Origin of the sequence: Okeania sp. SIO3B5, assembly GCF_010692555.1 — a bacterium.
Taxonomy (GTDB): domain Bacteria; phylum Cyanobacteriota; class Cyanobacteriia; order Cyanobacteriales; family Microcoleaceae; genus Okeania.
Genome location: NZ_JAAHHG010000199.1, coordinates 1 through 16,738 on the forward strand (window position 1 = coordinate 1; position 16,738 = coordinate 16,738).

The 16,738-nt window shown below is 32.5% G+C and carries 14 protein-coding genes; 7 read left to right on the forward strand and 7 right to left on the reverse strand.

Features of this window, described 5'->3' with window-relative positions; genetic code table 11:
- Both F6K54_RS23350 and F6K54_RS23355 read left to right on the forward strand, forming a co-directional pair.
- On the forward strand, positions 1–215 hold a 215-nt coding region (locus F6K54_RS23350), incomplete at its 5' end, for a hypothetical protein (protein ID WP_366558205.1).
- Positions 216–276: 61 nt separating this feature from the next.
- Positions 277–4,416, forward strand: coding sequence for a CHAT domain-containing protein (locus tag F6K54_RS23355; RefSeq protein WP_293082621.1), 4,140 nt, complete (start codon positions 277–279; stop codon positions 4,414–4,416).
- A gap of 6 nt (positions 4,417–4,422) precedes the next feature.
- Here F6K54_RS23355 and F6K54_RS23360 read toward each other — a convergent pair whose 3' ends face one another.
- On the reverse strand, positions 4,423–5,031 hold the full coding sequence (locus tag F6K54_RS23360) for a hypothetical protein (protein ID WP_293082623.1): 609 nt from the start codon (positions 5,029–5,031) through the stop codon (positions 4,423–4,425).
- Positions 5,032–5,320: 289 nt separating this feature from the next.
- Here F6K54_RS23360 and F6K54_RS23365 point away from each other — a divergent pair, with 289 nt between their 5' ends.
- The 4 genes from F6K54_RS23365 to F6K54_RS23380 all read left to right on the forward strand — a co-directional run bounded on the left by F6K54_RS23365 (position 5,321) and on the right by F6K54_RS23380 (position 10,348).
- Positions 5,321–5,575: a 2TM domain-containing protein gene (locus F6K54_RS23365; protein WP_293082626.1), complete on the forward strand. Its 255-nt coding sequence runs from the start codon at positions 5,321–5,323 to the stop codon at positions 5,573–5,575.
- A gap of 217 nt (positions 5,576–5,792) precedes the next feature.
- Positions 5,793–6,101 carry a DUF3181 family protein gene (locus F6K54_RS23370; RefSeq protein ID WP_293082628.1) on the forward strand — a complete coding sequence of 103 codons (309 nt, stop codon included), beginning with the start codon at positions 5,793–5,795 and terminating at the stop codon, positions 6,099–6,101.
- Positions 6,102–6,173: 72 nt separating this feature from the next.
- A complete protein-coding gene (locus tag F6K54_RS23375; protein WP_293082631.1) occupies positions 6,174–6,311 on the forward strand; it encodes a hypothetical protein in 138 nt (45 codons plus the stop codon).
- Positions 6,312–8,089: 1,778 nt separating this feature from the next.
- Positions 8,090–10,348: a glycosyltransferase gene (locus F6K54_RS23380; RefSeq protein WP_293082633.1), complete on the forward strand. Its 2,259-nt coding sequence runs from the start codon at positions 8,090–8,092 to the stop codon at positions 10,346–10,348.
- Positions 10,349–10,381: 33 nt separating this feature from the next.
- Here the strand turns inward: F6K54_RS23380 and F6K54_RS23385 are convergent, their stop codons facing one another.
- The 5 genes from F6K54_RS23385 to F6K54_RS23405 form a co-directional block, all read right to left on the reverse strand.
- Positions 10,382–10,924 (reverse strand): Tfp pilus assembly protein FimT/FimU, encoded by a 543-nt coding sequence (locus F6K54_RS23385; protein WP_293082636.1) that lies wholly within the window; start codon positions 10,922–10,924, stop codon positions 10,382–10,384.
- A 545-nt stretch (positions 10,925–11,469) separates the two neighbouring features.
- Positions 11,470–12,021, reverse strand: coding sequence for a hypothetical protein (locus F6K54_RS23390; protein ID WP_293082639.1), 552 nt, complete (start codon positions 12,019–12,021; stop codon positions 11,470–11,472).
- 363 nt (positions 12,022–12,384) lie between these two features.
- The gene (locus F6K54_RS23395) at positions 12,385–12,678 is read right to left on the reverse strand and encodes a hypothetical protein (protein WP_293082642.1); all 294 of its coding nucleotides are present in this window, start codon (positions 12,676–12,678) and stop codon (positions 12,385–12,387) included.
- A gap of 612 nt (positions 12,679–13,290) precedes the next feature.
- Positions 13,291–13,419, reverse strand: coding sequence for a hypothetical protein (locus tag F6K54_RS23400; protein WP_293082645.1), 129 nt, complete (start codon positions 13,417–13,419; stop codon positions 13,291–13,293).
- 640 nt (positions 13,420–14,059) lie between these two features.
- A complete protein-coding gene (locus tag F6K54_RS23405; RefSeq protein WP_293082647.1) occupies positions 14,060–15,226 on the reverse strand; it encodes a pyridoxal phosphate-dependent aminotransferase in 1,167 nt (388 codons plus the stop codon).
- 482 nt (positions 15,227–15,708) lie between these two features.
- Here F6K54_RS23405 and F6K54_RS23410 point away from each other — a divergent pair, with 482 nt between their 5' ends.
- Complete coding sequence (locus tag F6K54_RS23410; protein ID WP_293082650.1) at positions 15,709–15,957, forward strand: Uma2 family endonuclease; 249 nt, start codon at positions 15,709–15,711, stop codon at positions 15,955–15,957.
- A 241-nt stretch (positions 15,958–16,198) separates the two neighbouring features.
- On the opposite strand, the gene F6K54_RS23415 is transcribed toward F6K54_RS23410, so the two are convergent.
- Positions 16,199–16,681 (reverse strand): RNA-guided endonuclease TnpB family protein, encoded by a 483-nt coding sequence (locus F6K54_RS23415; protein WP_366558206.1) that lies wholly within the window; start codon positions 16,679–16,681, stop codon positions 16,199–16,201.
- Positions 16,682–16,738: the final 57 nt, after the last annotated feature.

Here is a 16,738-nt window from a genome sequence, read left to right on the forward strand (position 1 = left end):
TTTTAAAAATAGATGTACTTGGTATTGGTGGAGCAAAGGTTGGTGCTGATGTTGAGCAAAGAAATATTCAAAGGGTGAAAGTTAGTCTTTCTCCTGTGTTTACTAAAGAGGAATTGAAAGAATATTGTCAAAAAGAGGCACCTGAATTTTATAAGTCTATGTTTCACGAAAGTGTGGGTGCGACAATAAAGGGAAGAGAGGAAAGAGAAGACTAGAGAATGATACAAAGTTAAGAATAGGCTGAAATTTTGTAAGAATAGGCTGAGATTTTGTGCGATGAAAACTTTAAAATTATTTTTAACTGTACCTGAAAATTCAGAGTCAGGAAAAATTCAAATCAATATTGATAATTATGGTTCTTATCAGTCAAAACTTCCTGGGTCTGAAGATGTGAAAAAATGGCTTATTGCTATGATAAATGCTTTAGATTCACGAGAGTTTACATTAAAGAGATTTAATAATTTTGATGAGCGAAATTGGATGGTAAATCAAGGTTGGTTAAATGAAGCTCAAACAAATTTTACTTCAGATATTCTCAAAAAAATAGGTCAGGATATCTATCAGACTCTTTTTCCATCACTAGAAGCAAGAGAGTTACTATCAAGAAGATTAGGTACTTTGGAAGCTAATGAACAATTACATATTCAACTACAGTTTAGTGCAAAAATTTCTGAAAGAGGTCGTTTACCAGATTATCTTTGGGAGTTAGCTTGTGATGATAGAAGTTTTTTAACAGAACAAAAAGTTACTTTTTCTCGTTTAATTGCTTTTCCCAAGAATGTACCTAATTTTCCTACTGTTGAACAAATTAATGTGTTATTAGTTTCATCGACAGTTGGAGATACAGAATTAGGTTTACTTAATCTTGATTTCCAAGAGCAAGAAGCTATTTATGAAAGTTTAAAGAAAGCAGAAATTGCTGTTGAGTGTAAAAAAAATATCAGTTTTAAAGAATTAGGAGATTATCTAACTCAAATACCTTTAGAAAAAACACCTCATATTATTCATTTTGATGGTCATGGTTACTTTGGTAAACGCTGTAATAAGTTTGACTGTTGTGCTATTAACAAATCCAAAGCTACTCACTGTCGAAAATGTAATTCCCCTTTAGAAAAAACACCTCAAGGATATTTATTATTTAAACCGAATATTGATGATCGGGAACGAGAGGCTGATTATATTAGTGCTAAAGAAATTAGTGATTTAATTCAGAATAGTAATTTTGGTTTAGAAAATCAGCCAGAATTAGGTGTCCGTTTAGTGGTAATGAGTGCTTGTAAAAGTGGTTGGACACGGGGTAGTGACTCAGTATTTAATGGTATTGCTCAACAATTAATTGCTCAACAAATTCCGGCAGTAGTGGCAATGCAATACAACGTTATTGTTGATGCAGCAACTGCTTTTGCTGAACGTTTTTATCAAGCATTAGCTAATAGAAAACCTTTAACTACTGCTGTAAGTGTCGGACAAACTGCAATGGGTAGGGAAGGAAATCAATGGTATCGTCCTGTACTATATTTAAGATGGGAAAATAATGATGGTGGGCGGTTATTTGGAGAAGATACAACATTATTATTTGAGCGTTATGTTGAAAATCTTGTGACTAAATTAGAAGCTGAAAAGGGTGTTTTGGAATATATTGATTTGTTTGCTGAAACTTCTACATCGTTGAGTAGCTTTGTTCCTAATTCTCAATCAAGTCTTGCACCAGGTTTAGATAATTTAGCATCATCTTATCAATCAAATCAAATAGATGAAAATAATGTCATTGCATCCATAGAAAATATAGTGGCTAATCATCAAAAGTTTGTTTTAATTGGTGAACCTGGTTCTGGTAAGTCAACAGCATTAAAACATCTTGCTTTGACTCAGGCAAAAGAATTTTTGTCTGATAAATTTACTGCACCAATGCCTTTTATTTTGGAGTTAGAGTTCTGGTCTAAAGATATAAAATTTGACTCATTTGTTCAGCAACAATGGCAAGAATTTCAGTTACTAAATGTTAGTCTTCAAGATTTTTTCACTAAAAGGGATGTAATTTTATATCTTGATGGTTTAGAAGCAATATTGGGAAATTCTGAAAGGAGAGTTAACAGAGTTAACCAAATTAAAAAGTGGTTACGTCGTTCACAAGCTCTACAAAAAGTAATAGTTACTTGTAGATCGGATTATTATCAGGATGATGATATTAATTTAGGGTTGTCTACTTTTGAAATTCAACCTATGTCTACAGACCTAATTCGTAGTTTTGTCAGTCAGGAATTAAATGATAAATCTGAGAATTTTCTGAAACAGATATTCTCAAATGGGGAGAATCAGGATACTAAAAATAGTATTCAGCAGTTGGCAAGTAATCCTTATTTACTTTATGCTTTAATTATTATTTATCAGTATGAACCAGGCAATAAGTTACCACAAAATAGTGGTGCTTTATTTTCACGTTTAGTCAAAGCTCTTTGGAAAAGAGAAAGAGAGAAACCTAATACTGAATTATTATCTTATTCGGAAGTTGAAACCTATTTTGCTGATTTAGCTAATTATATATTTCAACAAGATAGTTTAATTGTTAAACGTGAGACTGCTATATCTATTTTGAATAACGACCGGAATTTGTTGTTAGCAGGAAAAAGTGCGAATTTATTAGTTGTTCAGGATAATACAGTCAGATTCAAGAATAGGTTGATTCAGGATTATTTTTTGGCTGTTACGTTAAAAAGTAAAGGTTTAAATTCGATTCTCAAAAAGCCTACTATTTTTAATGGAAAACGTCTGATAGAATCTTGGGATTATCCTATTATTGCATTGTCTGGTTTAGTTAATGAACCAAATGAAATTATTAAACAGATAGCTGAAAAAGACCCTTATTTGTCTGCAATGTGTTTAGATAGCGGTGTTAAAGTAAATGATGAAGCATTAGAATTTATTGTCACTAAATTAGTTCAAACTTTTGATATTACAATTCAAGATAATTTTGAGGAAATTATCCAATACGAGAAGATTGGGGAGACAAAAAAACTATTAGCTCAATATTACCTTAATAGACTAGGTACAGACACAATCCCAATTTTAGGAAAGATACTTATTAACCCTCAAAAAAACGCATTTATCAAACGCGCTATTATTGATTTGCTAGATATGTATAATGATATTCGCATCATACATTCTCTATCAGAAATAGTAAAAGACTCATCTATAGAAGAAAAAGCTATTCAATTAGCAAATCAACAACTACTAAAACTCAAGGCAGTTATTACTGCTTCAAGTGTTGGTGGTTTAGCATTAGCAGCAGTGACCTCTAATAAAACTTCTAAGGTATTATCAAAAACTCAAGATGCTTGGGATAAAGTTTGGGGAAATAAGTCACAAAATTCTCAATTAGAATTAAGAATTCCTGCTATATATGCTTTAAGTCGTTTGAAAAATCAGGAGGCAACTTTACCTCTGATTGATGGATTAATTGATGCAAATAATGATGTTCGTCAAGCTTGTTTAACTTCTTTAAAATCTTCAGGTTGGCAACCAGAAACTAACAAGGAACAACTTTATTTAACTATTGCAGAAAATAGATGGTCTGATTGTCAAGCATTTGGAGAATTAGCTATTTCTCCTTTATTATCAGTTTTGAATGATGAGACAGAAGCTATACAAATTAGTGTAATTACTACTTTAGGTGAGTTGGGTTTAAAAGCTCAAGATGCAGTTGTACCAATTTTAAATAAATTGTTTGATAAAAATACAACTATTGTATTGAAGAAAACTTGTATAGAAGCAATAGGTTTAATTCCAACTAAAATTACTGTTATTGGGTTGCTTAAAGCATTACAAACTTTATCGGAAGATTTACAAGATTTGGCACTTGAGAAACTCAATAATATTGATGAAAAACAAAAGTTAGCTGGTTTAATTTATGCACTTGAGGTAGATTTTGATAGTATAATACAACCTAAAACTAATCTGACAATTGGAAAAATTCTTAAGGGTGATGAGAATACTAAATTCAAAATAGCTGCTATTGAAACTTTGGGAAAACTTGGTTCAGTAGATGCGATAAATATTTTACTCTCAACAATGAATCAAGAGAATGAAAAATTGGTAATTGCTTGTATTAATGCACTGTCTAACCACAAACAATTAAACGTAATATCGGCGATAGTAGAAAAACTTAAAGATGACAAAAATTCTATTAAAAAAGAGGCGATTAAATCTCTAGGTAAATTACAAGCAGAAACAGCAGTTGATGAATTAGTAAAGTTATTGCCTTCACGACAAAAGAAAAAGCGGTTTGGACTCAATATATCTAAAATATCCAATTTTTTTGAAGCTGACTTAGTAGGTAATATTTTAGGTGCTTTACAACAAATTGGCACTCCAGAAGCAGAACAAGCAATAGACAGTTGGAACAGTGAGAATAAATAACATACTTTAGATTATATTATCAGTATCATGTTCTAGTTCTTCATCTAAGCGATCGAGCCACTTTAGAGCTAATTTTCCTGTGCTTTTTGCAGACCAATTATTTAGCCAATAACTTACAAATGCACCAACTATGAAGAAAAATTTTGTTATTATCTTACCTAGGGTTTTTGCAAGAAATTTTATCAACACTTTCCCCACGGTTTTACCTGTAGTATTGCGTGCTAACTTTGCAGGTTTCTTGAAAACTTGTTTGATGTATTCTTGACCTAATTCTATTGTAGCTCCACCTATAGCTTCACGGCCTTTCTGTTCCCACAGTTCCCGAGCAGTAGCAATTCCTAGTTTAATTACTATATTTAAAGGTTCACCTTCAGGAGCAGTCTGACTAAGTATATAGTTTTTAAGTGTTTCTAATCTAGCATCATCAGGCTCATATCCATAAGCATAAGCCAATAGATAAATCATTTCTGCTTCTGCCTTTGTAGATAAAACTATATCAATAAGCAAGGGAATAATTATTGTTACCCATCCGACAAAACTTGTTAGAAAACCTATTCTCGCACATTTACCTGCTCGTTTATCAATTATTTTTTTGGCAATCTGTTCTCTGGACAATTTTCGATTTCTGGTTATAAATCTATCGAATTCTGTCTTTAATTTATGTGCATCTGGCTGGAACATTTTTATCTATAATAGTTGTTTAATATTGATAATTGATAACAAAATTGTAGCTCATATTTGCTGAGGCCATATTTGACAAAGGTAAAACCCTGTGTCTTGAGACCGAAGATTAGTCAATCTTCACTTTCTTTTTCATGCTCCATAACAATAATTCCGAAATTACTGCTTTAGCTTTACAATAGTTAAAATAAGTAGAACAGTAATTAAATTTTTTAAAAGTATTATGCCTCCTCGTTGGCCTCGTAAACCTGACCGTAATGACCCAGAATTCCGCAAATTGGACGACCGAATGAATTTTGCTATTCATGTGGCTATTTTTGCTGCGAGTAATTCTGGTATATGGTTCTTCCGTAATCTCACAGCAGCAACTTGGCCTTGGACTATCTGGGTAACAGGTGTTTGGGTGTCATTATTGTTAATTCATGGGATTTATATTTTTGCACTGGCAGATTATGCCACCATCTCAACTGATAACTAATAACTGATAACTAATAACTGGGTGCATCTCAATTAAGCGATAAGTAATTGTCAAGAAATAGGGATGAATAGGGTGTATCTCTTAATGTGCAAAAATACTTTTTTTCCTATATATTCCCTGTTGCCTGTTGCCTAAAAGCGATAAATTTTTGGCTTTATTCACGCATTGAGATGCACCCTAATAACTGATAACTAATAACTGATAACTGATAACTGAAATGAGTAATGGTAGTACAACACAAATAATTGAAGGTTTAGCAGCAGAAATTGGAGATAAGGTTTACATTGATATTGCTGGTTGGCATCTCTATTTATCTGATGCAAAGCTGCATACTATTTTGGCAGAAAAATTTTATCCTATTCTGACAGAGGAAGTACCTTCGGAAGGTCAAGTTGTGGAAATATTACAAGGAATTCCTGTTAAGTTAGGTGGTGGTAGAAAGGAGCTTCCTCTGATTGATTTGTTGCCGATGCAGTGTCAGACTGATTTGATAGAAATTTTAGCAGATTTTAGACAACAAATTTAATTTGAAAAAAGGCTTTAGTCTGTAGAAATAATAATAATAATAATTAGGGTTTGCTGAATAAACCTGAAAGTATTGACTGATATTGGTTTTAGCATTTTAGACTTGAAAAAAGTACCAGCTTTTCGGCGGAAAAAGCTCAAAAAGCTAGTATTTTGGGATGATTATGGCAGAAAAATTGAGAGACAATTCTTACTCTTACCGAATAATTAATAATTAATAATTAAATAATTCTGGTTTAAAGCCTTCCCTTTGAAGGGGAAAATAAAGAAATAATATTTCCTTATTTTCAATCCTCTCGGTTTTAACCAGAGGTAATTCTCAATTATCCATTATCAATTATCAATTAATGAACTCCCCTCTCATTCCCATTTCTCCTGTCTCCTACCCCTGCAAAAAGACTTTATTCAGCAAACTCTAATTAGGCTGTCTACTGAGGTTTACTTTCATAGACAACCTAATTTTTTTTATCATCCTAAAAAATATTGATATTTGTAGGGCAAAAGCAACAGATTTAATCTAGAATTTTGCAACTTTATTGATTACAAATTTATCAGTTTTTATAGAATAACCAATCTAGCAATATTCAAGATAAAATAGAGTAATTAATAGCCGATTAATTTATCAAATATTTTTGTATTTAATTAGGGCTTGCTGATTAAATATAAAACCCACATTCCGCACTTCAATTTGTAACATAGAAATTAGTATAAAATCCGTAGCTAACTTAAGTATTTATACTATTTGATCACTATAATTTATTTCTTACTTTTGACTTTTGACTTTTGACTTTTGACTTTCATTTTCATACTACATTTTGTCGTGCGGAATGTGGGATAAAAGCATTGACATATAAAGACTAAAGCCTTTTTGGAGTCGAAAAAAGTGCAAATTTTTCAGCTATTTATGCTCAAAAAGTTAGTATTTTAGGCGCATAGTTGAGCAGAAAAATCATTCTTACAATTCTTTCTCCTACCTCCTATAAATTCCAATTTTTCCTGTCTCCTACCCCTACCAAAAGACTTAATTCAGCAAGCCCTAATTACTTACAGCAGATTCCACTAAGCGTGAGGTAAACCCGTCGCGGGCAAGATGCCCGCACTGGGAAGATTTAATTGTTAATCTCTGTACTTTATGTACCTAGAATCTGAGGTTTTCTTTGGGCTAAAAAGATAAGTTACGAGCTAAAAAATGGGAGAAAAACTATTCATTCTGACTCCTGACTTCTCACCCCTATGATTTTTTTTTGTATAACTTTAGGAAGATAGTAAATATTTGCCAAATATCTATCCAGGTTTATCTGAATCTATCTGAGTAAGCAAAATAATAATTTTATTTATTTAAAAAATTTTATTGAGGAAAGATACAAAACAGGAATTATTTTAAGTCAAAAATCATGGTGGCTTTTACATATAGAAAAAATCAGAGGAAAAAAGGAAAAATCTGACGTTGTCTGAATTTTAAGTTTTTGATATGTCAAACAAAGTAATGGTGACTTTTATATGATGAAATGGTATGACAAATCAATTGATTAAAGCATCGATAAATCTCAGGAAAATCTCAGCATTAATTAGAATAATACTAAGTTGAAAGTTATAGTATATCTTTAGTTCTGTTAATTAAGTTGAAATTAGTAGATATAGCAATATGATTTGAGTTGTGAGATATTGAAAACTTTTAGGGAACAGGGAACAGGAAACAGGGAACAGGGAAGAAGAAAAAACGTACCATATAGAGATAATAATTGCTATATTCTATACTTTTAAGGAACACTTCAATTCTCACAACTGATTCCTGATTGCTATATAACTAACTATAACCAAAAACAGGGTCAATAGTCTCCTTAAAAGCAGATAAAAAGCGGTCTAGGGATGGCGAGGAAACCTCGCCATATCCAATCGACTAAGAGAAAGTAAACTTCAGTATTTCCCTCTGACTTTAACCGGAGGTACTGATAACTGATAACTAATAATTGATAACTGATAACTGAAATGACTACCTCGAATATAACTAAAAAAAAGTTCAAAAGCCGTATAAATACTCTGAATTTTGTTCAAGGCAATTTAACAAAATTATTGCTGATAGGGTTAGTCACACTATTAACAATTATTTTTGTTGCTTGGTTAGCAGGAATCGATCAAATAGATGAAATTTTTACTCAAATTCATTACTTTCAAGAAAATCCGCCAATATGGGTAGAAGCACCAACAAAAAAGAGTAAATATTTAGTCTTGCCGACAATATTATTATTTTTAATAGCTCAAGGAATTATGAGAATTTCTCCTACTCCCAAAAATTGGTCGCGCATCTTAGTAGTAGGGATTTTATTAGGTTTAACTATTCGTTATTTATCTTGGCGATCGCTCTCTACTTTAAATTTTGTCGATCCGGTAAATGGTGTATTTAGTCTAGGTTTATTTGGTCTAGAATTTTTGACAATAAGTAGTAGTATTCTGGGTTTATTTTTGATGCTAAGAGTCAGAAATCGTCACAAGGAAGCGGACTATTTTTCTCAGGCAATTTTAGACAAAAGTTTTCAGCCATCAGTGGATATTTTAATTCCTACTTATGATGAACCAGAGTTTATTTTGGAACGTACTATTATTGGTTGTCAAGCTCTAGATTATGACAATAAAAAAGTTTATTTACTGGATGATACTAATCGACTGGGGGTGAAAAAATTAGCAGCCAAATTAGGCTGTGAATATATTACTAGATTTGATAATACTCATGCCAAAGCTGGAAATCTCAATCATGCCATTCCTCAAACAAACAGTGAATTTATTGTTGTTTTTGATGCTGATTTTATTCCCACAAAAAACTTTTTAATCCGGACTTTAGGATTTTTCCAAAATGAACAAGTTGCTCTAGTACAAACTCCCCAAACTTTTTATAATATCGACCCCATTACCCGAAATTTAGGTTTAGAAAATATAGTAAATCCAGAAGAAGAAATATTTTATCGACAAATTCAACCTATTCGAGATGGGGTAGGTGGGGTTGGTTGTGCAGGAACTTCTTTTGTAGTGAGAAGAAAAGCTTTAGAATCAGTAGGAGGATTTGTTACAAAATCAATTAGTGAAGATTATTTTACTGGAATTAGTTTAGCAGCGAAAGGTTATAGTTTGGTTTATTTAGAAGAAAAATTAAGTGCTGGTTTAGCTGCTGAAAATATTTCTGGTCATGCAACTCAGAGATTAAGATGGGCAAGAGGAACTTTTCAAGGATTTTTTATTAATTCAAATCCTCTGACAATTCCTGGGTTACGTCCTATCCAAAGATTGGCATATTTAGAAACATTTTTACATTGGTTTACTAACGTTAGTCATGTGGGTTTTTTGTTAACGCCATTAGCTTATATTTTTTGGGGTGTTATTCCTATTCAAGCTACTGCTGCTGAATATTTATACTTCTTTCTACCCTGTTATTTCGTTAACTTTACTGTATTTTCTTGGTTAAATTATCGTTCCCGTTCAGCATTTCTGGCAAACTTTTATCATATAGTTTTTGCTTTTCCTTTAGTAGTGACAATAATTCGGACATTACTAAATCCCTTTTCAAAAGGATTTAAAGTTACACCAAAAGGAATTAAAAGCGACCGCTATTATTTTAACTGGAAGTTAGCTTTGCCTTTAGTTATATTTTTAGCACTTAATATCATAAGTTTATGCTTAGGTTTATCTCACAATATAAGTCATAGTGAGGTAGTAATTGAACAAACAAAATATTTTAATTTGGGGTTATTTTGGAGTGGGTATAATATGTTGATGATTTGGGTAGCATTATTGATGTTAATGGATGTACCTAAGCAAGACATATATGAATGGTTTAACCTACGAAGGGTGGTTAAATTAAAAATTAATGACCAGACATTTTGGGGTATTAGTACACAAATATCGGAAGTAGGTGCGAAGATAGAAATTAATCAGAAAATTCCTTTTAATTTAGTAGGAAAGACTTTGCCAGTAAAGTTGAAAATTATTGAAGAAAAAATTTGTTTAGCAGGAAAAATTACTAATCTACAAATGAATGGAGAATTTCCTTGTATAGAGGTAATGTTTGAGGAAGTAAATTTATCTGAGAAACGACAATTAATAGAATTATTATTCTGTCGTCCCGGACAATGGCAACGACGAGAAGCACCAAGTGAATTAAAATCTTTATGGTTATTATTGCGAGTATTTTTGAAGCCAAGATTTATCTTTGAAAGAAAACCAAAAGAGAAAGGGATGAAGGTTGGTCAGATTTAACTTTACTATCCTAGTTTCTTGTAATGCGCTAAATCAAAAATAAATCATTTTTCCCTTTGCTGGAGTTGCTCCTTTCCATGTTGGACATTCAGAGAATCTAGTGCCTATTTTTTTGTATCCTAAAAGCGTCCAAACAACAACGCATCTTCTGTAAGAAGGATCGGCGTTGCGAGTCGGAGCAGCTATTTTTATTGTGTATGGAACAGATGTAGAAACTGCTCCTATATGATTAAATGTTACGGTTAGATTATTTAGCTGCCCAAACACCTCAATTTGTCTAGGTTTAACCCCAAACTCATTCAGTAATGGTTTCCAGTTTGGTTTGTCATTATGATGATACTTAGAGAAATAAGGAATATTATCTAGTGTCTTAAACTGAACACTGATAGAAGTTTTTCTCCTCTTAGCTTCTAATTGTACTTCTGAGAGTATTCTCATGACTTGAAACGTTGCTGTTCTGACTCGTTGCTTCTGAATAAAATTCGTCCAACTTGATGCACTAATAGTAGCTAATATAGAAATTATCAAAAGTGAAATTATTACCTCAAAAAAAGTGAATCCTTTTTGGTATTTCATATCTCAAATTTTTGTCGAAATAACAACTATTTTGTTATTAATTACTTAGTTTAAAATGAGATTTATCTGTCATTATTCTCGTTTTTCTGTGGGGCATTAAATGTTGTTATAATACAGCTTAATACCACGAACTTATTTACCGAATAATTAATGTTTAAAGCCTCTCCTTATAAAGGAGAAAAAAGAAAAAGTTTTCCTTTGAGTCAATTCTATCCATTTTCAAGGAGAGGTAATTATCAATTATTAATTATTAATTGTTGAAATTTACCTACCTAATTAGGGTTTGCTGATTAAATATCAAAGCATTGACATATAAAGGTTGAGCGCATTTTTTGGTCTAAAAAAGTGCCAGCTTTTCAGCTCAAAAAGCTCAAAAAGCTAGTATTTTGGGACTATTATGGCAGAAAAATCAAGGAACAATTTTTCCGACTACCTCCTCTATAATTCCCATTTCTCCTGTCTTCCCCTCCCCTCCTGGGAGGGGCTAGGGGTGGGTTGTCTCCTGTCTCCTACCCCTACTAAAAGACTTTTTCAGCAAACCCTAATTAGTCAGCTTCAATTGTAGTATTGCTAGTGACTTTCCACCGACGTTCGGGACGGTTGTTCCAATCTTCCTTTTCGCCAGCATCAACATCTATATCAGCATCAATACCCAAAGTCCGGCGAATTTTTCGACTTATTAGCAACGGACATTTATCGATTTTTTTGTCACTGTCGAGAATAAGTAATGTACTTTTTTCAGAACCATCAACATCAACAGTTAATTTAACTTCTGTACCAATAGGCAGGTTAAGGTCTTGAAATTCTGAGGAACGCAAGAATATTCTTTCACCTTCAAGTTGTAAATATTTTTCGTATGGCTTACAAACAATTCCATTAAAGGTAATAAAGTGTGGTTTATCGGGGATAAAATATTTGTGCAACGAGAAAACTAAAAATAGCGTACCCAGAAATATAAAAATAGATTTTTGCCAAACGTTTATAGGTTTTCCGAGGAATGCTTCAACTCCACCAATAGTAACTTTAGTAATAGGTAAAAGTCCCAGTAGAAAGAAAATAAAACCAATCACAACTGGTAAATTAAGAATATTACTCATGGAATTAAAACTCCTAAATTTAGTAAAGTAAAAATATTCAACCTATCTAAATTAAACCTCTAAGGTTCTGTTGAGAATCTACACCTTGAGATTTTAGAGTTACGGAATTAGAGTTTAGGATAACTCTGCTCACAAAAATCAAAAAATTTGAGAATGACAGAGTTTTACTGGAATAAATAGGGGTAAAAATTTCTCTCATTCCTAAAGGAATTTAACAGAAAAATTGACAACTCAAAAATGATAGCTATAGTGTGGCGATCGCTATTTTAATCCGACGAATACCTTATCGAATATTCTCAATGGAATTAGCATAAGACAACCTCAAATATCCATCACCAAAATTTCCATAGGCAGTCGCTTTTTTTATCTGACTAATATCTGACCGAATATTTTCAATATATTTTCAATTAAATTTACATAAAACAACCTCAAATATTCATATCTAAATTTTCCATCAGCAATTCCCAGTAATAAAACAACTCCAGTTTCAACTAATAAATAATCAGTCAGTTTTTCACAAGTTATAGGCAATTGTTTCACATTGGGAAAAATCTTCAAAGCACCTGCTACTTTTCCACAGTTAATATCTTCTATATTTACCTTCCCATAAAATTTTCCTACTCCAAATTTTCCATAAGCAGTTCCCAGTAATACCATTTTGAAAAAAGAATGTTACGAATAATAAGAATCATAAATAGGGTTTGCTGAAAAAGTCTTATGGGTAAGAGTAGGAAACAAGAGACAGGAGACAACCCACCCCTCGCCCCTCGCCCTCCCAGGAGGGGAAGACAGGAGAAATGGTTCGGGAGCGAGGAGGTAGAAGTAAGAATTGTCCCTCAATTTTTCTGTCATAATCATCCCAAAATACTAGCTTTATGCAGCTCTTGCCACCGAAAACAGGCGCACTTTTTCTAGACATAAAATTTCTCAAACCAATATCAGTCAATACTTTAAGATTTAATCAGCAAACCCTAAATAAACTTTCAAATAAAGTCTATTTGACGAAAAAGATAATTTACAACATCAAAAATGATATTAAATCTATCCCCATACGAATTCTGGATTGCAGAATTGCTGGATTCTAAGAAATACCCTAGCTATTTGTAGCAAACATTTATCAAATTGGTATTACAACTCCACCTTCAGCTAATAATAATTAGCCAGTTTCTCACAACTTATCGGCAGTTGTTTAATATTTGAGAAAAATATCCATTGTACCAGGGGGTTTTCCACAGTCAATATATTCCATAGAATTTAATTCCTAGAAAATTACGTCACCTCTGCAAAAAAAATAATTATTAAATTCTCCATCCCAGAAAATTTTACTATTCCAATAAAATTTCTATAGTTGAGCGATCGCTTTTTTATCCGACTAATATATGACCGAATATTTTCCATGAAATTTACATCAGATAACCTCAAATATCCGTCTCTAAATTTTTCATCTTCAGTTCCGGATAATAAAAAAACTCCAGCTTCGAGTCATAAGTAATTTGCCAGTTTTTCACAACTTAATCCCAGAAAATTTTACTATTCCAATAAAATTTCTATAGTTGAGCGATCGCTTTTTTATCCGACTAATATATGACCGAATATTTTCCATGAAATTTACATCAGATAACCTCAAATATCCGTCTCTAAATTTTTCATCTTCAGTTCCGGATAATAAAAAAACTCCAGCTTCGAGTCATAAGTAATTTGCCAGTTTTTCACAACTTAATCCCAGAAAATTTTACTATTCCAATAAAATTTCTATAGTTGAGCGATCGCTATTTTCATCCGACTAATACCTTCTCGAATATTCTCAATGGAATTAGCATAAGACAACCTCAAATATCCGTCTCTAAATTTTCCAGAAGTAGCTCCCGGCAACAAAACAACTCCAGATTCAAGTAATAAATAATTTGTCAGTTTCTCACAACCTATTAGCAGTTGTTTAATATTTAGGAAAAATCATCAAAGCACCAAAGAGTTTTCCACAATTAGTATCTTCTATATTGACAACTGATAACTGATAACTGAAATGACCTTCAACCATTTAACTCAATTTTTCAACAGCTATTTTCATCCGACTAATACCCTCTCGAATATTCTCAATGGAATTAGCATAAGACAACCTCAAATATCCATCACCAAAATTTCCATAAGCAGTTCCGGGCAATAAAGCAACTCCAGCTTCAGATAATAAATAATCTGCCAGTTTTTCACAACTTATCGACAGTTGTTTCACATTGGGGAAAGCATAAAAAGCACCAGCAGGTTTTCCACAATTAATACCTCCAATAGAATTTAAACCTTCGACAATAACATCACGTCTTTCCTTAAATTCTGTAAACATTTTTTCGACAAACCCCTGAGAATTTTTAATCGCTTCAATACCAGCTATTTGAGTAAATGAACAAGCACAGGAATTAGAATTTAACATCAACTGGTCTAACTTTTCAGCTATTGTTTTAGGAGAAACAGAATAACCTAAACGCCACCCAGTCATAGCATAAGTTTTTGAATGCCCATCTAATAAAATTGTGCGCTCTTTCATACCAGGAAAACTGATAATACTAGAAAATTTTGAATCATAGACTAGATGGGAGTAAATTTCATCAGAAAGGATATAAAAATTATGTTTAACTGCCAGTTTAGCTATAGCTTCCAAATACTCAGGAGTTAGCACACTACCAGTGGGATTATGGGGAGAATTTAGAATTAATAATTTTGTCCGTTCAGAAATAGAATTAATCAAATTATCCATACTAAATTGAAAGTCTAATTCCTCCAACAAAGGCAATGGAATAGGTTTCCCTCCCACTAAATTAATGACTGACTCATAAACAGGAAATCCAGGGTTAGGATAAATCACCTCATCCCCAGAATTTATTAATGCTAAAAGAGTAAAAAATATGACTGGTTTTGCCCCTGGCATTACTACAACTTCATCAGGATTAACTAATATATTGCGAGTTTGAGAAATATGTTCTGCTATTACTTCCCTTAACTCCAATAAACCTGCTGCGGGAGTATAAGTTGTATAACCATTATTCATTGCTTCAAAAGCAACTTCGCGAATATTTTGAGGAGTCTGAAAATCAGGTTGACCAATTTCTAAATGAATAATATTTCGACCTTGAGATTCTAAATATTTTGCCTTAGTAAAAACCTCAATAGCAGCATCGCCACCTAAGCCATTCATTCTAGTTGCAAAGTTCATAATTAATATAGATGATATTTTCTGGATAATTTTACTACAATAATCTAAGCATTCAGCAGTCAGCTATCAGCTATCAGCTATCAGCTATCAGCTATCAGCTATCAGCTATTGCTTTTAGTTTAGGATCAAAGCTCTATTAATTGTCTTACTACAAAAGTTTGCTCCCTCGCCCTTAAAGCCTATATTAATTGAAACACTGTTCTATATTGTGGTTTAAAGCCTCCCCTTTTAAGGGTACAATAAATAAAAATTTTCTTTTGAGTTAATCCTTTTCTTTTCAAGGAGAGTTCATTAATTGATAATTGATAATGGATAATTGATAATTACCTCTGGTTAAAACCGTTCTTGATTGAATATAAGGAAATATTATTTCTTTTTTTTCCCCTTAAAAGGGGAGGCTTTATACCATAATTATTTAATTATTAATTATTAATTATTAATTATTCGGTAATTATTAATTATTAATTATTAATTATTAATTGTTGAAAGAAGCTTTTGATAGAGGAGATAAATTTGCTGATTATCAAACTTTAAATAGTTTGCAGGAGTATGTTTTAATTAATCCAAAGCGTCAGAGAGTAGAATGTTTCCGACGTAGGGATAATGGGTTGTGGAACTTGGAATTTTACACGGCAGAAAAATCTGTATTTCAACTAAAAAGTATTGAATTTGAAGGCAGTTTAGCTGACCTTTATGAAGATGTCTATTTTGAATTACAGTCAGAAATTTAGGCAGAAATAATCCTGAAGCTAATTAACTTAATTAACTACTCACAAAATTAGGCGATCGCCAAATAATTCAAAGCATTAAAATTTCTCTATCAAAAGAGTTGAGATACTTCCATCCCGGTCTTAATTATTGTTAACGCCACCAAAAAAGGGGATTGAGGTATATAAGTAACAAACAACCTCCCGTTCTTAGAAACCTACGATAATCTATAGAAATCTATGATTATCTGTTCTATTCCTGCTTCTAGCTGGCAACGTCGGCGTTATCCAGTCCACAGGCTGACACGGACGAACTGCCCGCCATAGCTAAATTCAATGCTGCATTCAAGTCTCGATCACAGCTAAATTTACAGTGTTCGCAATTGAACACGCGCTCTGATAAAGACAGAGATTCTTTCACAGTTCCACACCTACTGCAGGTTTTAGAACTAGGAAACCATCTATCAACAATGGTTAAGGATGAGCCGTACAGTTGACATTTGTACTCTAACTGTCTGCGAAACTCGTAAAACCCCATATCGGCAACAGCCTTAGCTAGTTTATGGTTAGCCATCATGCCTGATACATTTAGGTCTTCTATTACTATCTGGCTGTGGTTTTTAGCCAAGTAAGTAGTTAGCTTGTGCAATGTATCTTTTCTCATGTTGGCTATTTTGCTATGTAGTTTGGCTATCTTCAGTTGTGCTTTTTTCCAGTTGCGAGAAAACTTAGTTTTATGTCGGTTCAGGTATTGAACCGAGACAGTTTAGCTTCTAACTTTCTATAAGATTTAACACCAACAAAA

What these genes read in the sequence shown, in the direction of transcription:
- F6K54_RS23365 (WP_293082626.1), top strand. Translation starts at nt 5,321, where the DNA reads ATGCCTCCTCGTTGGCCTCGTAAACCTGACCGTAATGACCCAGAATTC.
- F6K54_RS23355 (WP_293082621.1), top strand. Translation starts at nt 277, where the DNA reads ATGAAAACTTTAAAATTATTTTTAACTGTACCTGAAAATTCAGAGTCA.
- F6K54_RS23400 (WP_293082645.1), bottom strand. Translation starts at nt 13,419, where the DNA reads ATGGAAAATATTCGGTCATATATTAGTCGGATAAAAAAGCGATCGCTC.
- F6K54_RS23395 (WP_293082642.1), bottom strand. Translation starts at nt 12,678, where the DNA reads ATGGTATTACTGGGAACTGCTTATGGAAAATTTGGAGTAGGAAAATTT.
- F6K54_RS23405 (WP_293082647.1), bottom strand. Translation starts at nt 15,226, where the DNA reads ATGAACTTTGCAACTAGAATGAATGGCTTAGGTGGCGATGCTGCTATT.
- F6K54_RS23370 (WP_293082628.1), top strand. Translation starts at nt 5,793, where the DNA reads ATGAGTAATGGTAGTACAACACAAATAATTGAAGGTTTAGCAGCAGAA.
- F6K54_RS23385 (WP_293082636.1), bottom strand. Translation starts at nt 10,924, where the DNA reads ATGAAATACCAAAAAGGATTCACTTTTTTTGAGGTAATAATTTCACTT.
- F6K54_RS23380 (WP_293082633.1), top strand. Translation starts at nt 8,090, where the DNA reads ATGACTACCTCGAATATAACTAAAAAAAAGTTCAAAAGCCGTATAAAT.
- F6K54_RS23390 (WP_293082639.1), bottom strand. Translation starts at nt 12,021, where the DNA reads ATGAGTAATATTCTTAATTTACCAGTTGTGATTGGTTTTATTTTCTTT.